Here is a 4071-nt window from a genome sequence, read left to right on the forward strand (position 1 = left end):
ACCGGCGCAGGGCTCGCTGACCAGCGCGCCTGCGGCACCCTGCGCGAACGCCTGACCAAGGAAGCGGTGGCCGTCGGTCGCCTCGCCGGTCAGCGCGACGAACAGGTCGCCAGCGCCGACCTCGCGGCTGTCGAAAGCGACGCCATCCGCGGCGAAGTCGGCCGACGCGGTGCCACGGCAAGCGGCGGCGATCTCGGCGGCGGTCCAGAGCGTCACGCGGCGCACTCGCGCGCGACCGCGACGTCGTCGAAGGGTAGCACCATGTCGCCGACGATCTGGCCGGTCTCGTGCCCCTTGCCGGCGATGAGGACGATGTCGTGCGGCCCCGCCTCGCCGATCGCGGCGGCGATCGCCTCGCGCCGGTCGCCGATCTCGGTCGCCGTCCGCGCGCCGGCGAGCAGTTGCGCGCGGATCTCGCGCGGGTCCTCGGTGCGGGGATTGTCGTCGGTGACGATCACCCGGTCGGCCTCGCGGTCGACCACCTGCCCCATCGCCTCGCGCTTGCCAGGGTCGCGGTCGCCGCCGGCACCGACCACGACGATCAGCCGGCCATCCGTATGCGGCTTGAGCGCGGCGATCGCCGCCTCCAGCGCGTCGGGGGTGTGGGCATAGTCGACATAGACCGGCGCGCCATTGGCGGCGATGACAGCGCGCTCCAGCCGGCCGCGCACCGGCTGCAATCGTGCGAGGTCGGCCAGCGTCGCCGCGACCTCGCCGCCGGTGGCGATCACCAGCGCCGCCGCGACCAGCGCGTTGGCCGCCTGATAGCCGCCGATCAGTGGCAACCGGACATGATGGCGCTTGCCGCCAGCCTCGATCTCCAGCCCCTGCCCCAGCAAGGTCGGCTCGCGCCCGACCAGCCGCAACGTGTCGCCGCGGGTCCCCACCGTCATCAGCCGGTTACCGCGGCAGCGCGCCAGGTCGATCACCCGCGCCGCCTCGACATCGTCGGCCCACACCACCGCCGTCCCGTCTGGTGCCAGCACCTCCGAGAACAAGCGCAGCTTGGCGGTCAGGTACGCCGCCATGTCGCCATGATAGTCGAGATGGTCGCGGCTGAGATTGGTGAACGCCGCCGCCGCCACGCGCAGCCCCTCGGTGCGATACTGGGTCAGGCCATGGCTCGACGCCTCGAAGGCGAGATGGCTCACCCCCTCGCGCGCCAGGCCGCCGACGTTGGACAGGAAGGTGACGATATCGGGCGTGGTCAGCCCGGTCGCGCTGCGCTCGGCGGCGGTGGTGATGCCCAGCGTGCCGATCGAGGCGGCGTGGTGCCCCGCCATCCGCCACAGCTGCCGCGTCATCTCGACGGTGGAGGTCTTGCCGTTGGTGCCGGTCACCGCCACCACCGTCGCGGGAAACGGCGCGAAGAAGCTGGCGGCGGCGCGCGCGAAGCGCTCGCGCGGGGCGGCGTCGGCGAGGTGGACCGCGCCCTCGACCCGCGCCTCGGGCCGCGCCACCACCGCGATCGCGCCCGCCTTTACCGCGTCGGCAATATAGTCCTCGCCGTTGACTCGTGCGCCCGGAAAGGCCCCGAACACCGTTCCCGGTGCCACCTTGCGGTGGTCGATCGCAAAGCCGGTGACCGGTGCCGTCTCGTCGCCCCCGGTCAGCGCGGCCAGTCTCACTCCGGCAGCCCTTTGCCTTTCGGTCCCTGCCAGATCAGCGGGATCAGCTCCGACACGTCGATGTCGCGGTTCATGTCGGGCACGACGCCCAGCATCGAGCCGGTGCGCGCGATCACGCGGCCGACCACCGGCGCGGCGTTCCAGGCGGCGGTCTTGAAGCCGAACGTCTCCTTGGTCGCGATCGGCGAGTCGAGCATGGCCAGCACCACATAGCGCGGTGCGTCCATCGGGAAAGCCGCCGCAAAGGTGGCGACGTTGCGATGATGGTCGTAACCGCCCGCCACCGCCGCCTCCGCCGTGCCGGTCTTCCCGCCGACGCGATAGCCGGGCGCGTCGCCCTTGCGGCCGGTGCCGAGCTGGACGATCATCCTGAGCAGCTGGCGCATCCGCGCGCTGGTCGCGGCGCTGATGACGCGGCGGCCGGGGTCGGCATGGCCCGGCGCGACCTTCAGCATCGTCGCCGGCCGCCAGATGCCGCCATTGACCAGCGCCGCATAGGCCATGGCGAGATGCAGCGGCGTCACCGCGATGCCATGGCCATAGGCGGTGGTCATCACCGTCGTGCGCGCCCAATAGCCCGGCCATAGCGGCCGGCCCTTCTCGCGCAGCTCGATCGCCGGCTTGTCGGCGAAGCCCAGCTTGCGGAACATCGCCTGCATCCGCGTCGCGCCGACCTCGTCGGCGATGCGCGCGGTGGCGATGTTGGAGGAATAGATCAGCGTCTCGGGAATATCGAGCCAGCGCTTCTGCTCGTCGCCGCGGTCGTCATGGATCATGAAACCGCCGATCTTCATCGGCACGGTCGCGTCGAAGCGGCGGCTCATGTCGGTGACGACGCCATTGTCGATCGCCGCCGCGACGGTGATCGGCTTGAAGGTCGAGCCCAGCTCATAGACGCTCTGGGTATTGATGTTGCGCAGCTGCTCGACGCCGGCCATGCCGACCCGGTTGGGGTTGTAGGTCGGCAGCGATACCATCGCGACCACCTCGCCGGTGTTGACGTCCAGCACCAGCCCCGCCGCGCCGCGCGCCTGGAACGTCGTCTGCGCGCGCGCCAGCTCCGACTCCATTGCCGCCTGCACGCGGGTGTCGAGCGACAGCTCGATCGGCCTGGCGTTGCTGGCCGGGTCGAGCAGCGCCTTGTCGAGGACACGCTCCATCCCGCTCTGGCCATGGCCGTCGGTGGACAGGAAGCCGAGCGCGTGCGCCGCCAGCGTCGTCTGCGGATAGAGCCGCTGGGTCTCGCGCGCGAAGACGATGCCGGGCTCGCCGATCGCATTGACCTGCTCGACCAGCGCCGGCGAGGCGCGCTGCTGCAGCCAGGCGAAATTCACATGCCGGGTCAGCTGCGCGTAGAACCAAGCCTGGTCGCCGCGATCGGGCATCAGCGCCGCCAGCCGCGCGGCGATATCGGTCGGGTTGCCGATCAGCCGGCGCGGATGGACGGCGATCGTCCAGGCGTCGATGGTGCGGGCGAGCGGCGCGCCGTTGCGGTCGACCACGTCCCCGCGTGCCGCCAGCATCGCGATCCGCGCCGCCTCGTCGGCCGGGCCCGCGACGATCGCCAGCATCGCCAGTCGCGCGATCACCAGCGCCACCGCCGCCGCGAAGACCATCATCAGCATCATCAGCCGCATATGCGCGGTCGCGACCAGCGCGTGGCGCTGGCCGGCGGCGCGGCGGGGCGTCAGCGGTCGGGCAACGACCAGCGTCACCGTTGCCGCGCCTCGCGTTTCGCCTTGGCGATGAGGTCGCCCAACGTCGCATCGGACAGGAGCTTGTCGTCGAGCATCGCGATCGCCTGCGGCCGCACCTTCGCCACCGCCTGGCTAGTGCGCTCAACGTTGGCGAGACGGGCCAGCGCACGGTCGGGGACCGGCGGGGCGGCATGAACGGCCTTCACCACTGGTGTGCGGGCGGCAGGGTCGAGCGCCACGGCGGCGACGCGGACCGGTGCCGGGCGAGCAACGAGAGACGGCAGCGGCGCAGCGACTGCCGCTACCGGAGCGGCCGCGATCGACGGCACCACCAGCGCGGCGGTCTGCACCCGCGGACCGGCGACGTCGATGGTCGCCAGCTGCGAGGCGTCGCGGACGAACTGCCCGGCGGTCGGCGCGGCGAGCGCCAGGGTATCGCCGTTCCAGCGTTCCAGCTGGACCAGGTTGGCGCGGGTGTCGAACTCGGTCTCAAGCGCGCGGATGTCGCGCTGCGCCGCGGCAATGCGCGCGTTCACCGCCTCCAGCCGCTTGCGCTCCTCCGCGACGCGCAGCGACACGAGGTAGAAGGCGAGCGCGATGACCACGGCGGCGATCAGCCAGCCCACGCCCTTTAGCCGATATGCCGCCGTCATGCCGTCACCTCTTGTTGGATAGGTTCGCCCCAAGCCGGAGCCGCGGTGCGCCGCGCCGTCCGCAACGTCGCCGAGCGTGCGCGGGGATCGCGC

At 71.8% G+C, this 4071-nt stretch carries 4 protein-coding genes; all 4 read right to left on the reverse strand.

Going from position 1 to position 4071, the window contains the following annotated elements:
* Nucleotides 1-216, reverse strand: a 216-nt coding sequence (locus HUU96_RS12485) for a Mur ligase domain-containing protein (protein WP_254605213.1), incomplete at its 3' end; no start/stop codon positions are given.
* The gene (locus HUU96_RS12490) at nt 213-1628 is read right to left on the reverse strand and encodes a UDP-N-acetylmuramoyl-L-alanyl-D-glutamate--2,6-diaminopimelate ligase (protein WP_174293096.1); all 1416 of its coding nucleotides are present in this window, start codon (nt 1626-1628) and stop codon (nt 213-215) included. The genes HUU96_RS12485 and HUU96_RS12490, both read right to left, overlap by 4 nt.
* Nucleotides 1625-3343: a peptidoglycan D,D-transpeptidase FtsI family protein gene (locus HUU96_RS12495; protein ID WP_174293097.1), complete on the reverse strand. Its 1719-nt coding sequence runs from the start codon at nt 3341-3343 to the stop codon at nt 1625-1627. Before HUU96_RS12495 ends, HUU96_RS12490 begins: the two co-directional genes overlap by 4 nt.
* The coding region (locus HUU96_RS12500) for a hypothetical protein (protein ID WP_368039770.1) at nt 3340-4071 on the reverse strand (732 nt) is incomplete at its 5' end. The genes HUU96_RS12500 and HUU96_RS12495, both read right to left, overlap by 4 nt.

This window comes from Sphingomonas bacterium, assembly GCF_903644135.1.
Lineage (GTDB): Bacteria > Pseudomonadota > Alphaproteobacteria > Sphingomonadales > Sphingomonadaceae > Sphingomonas.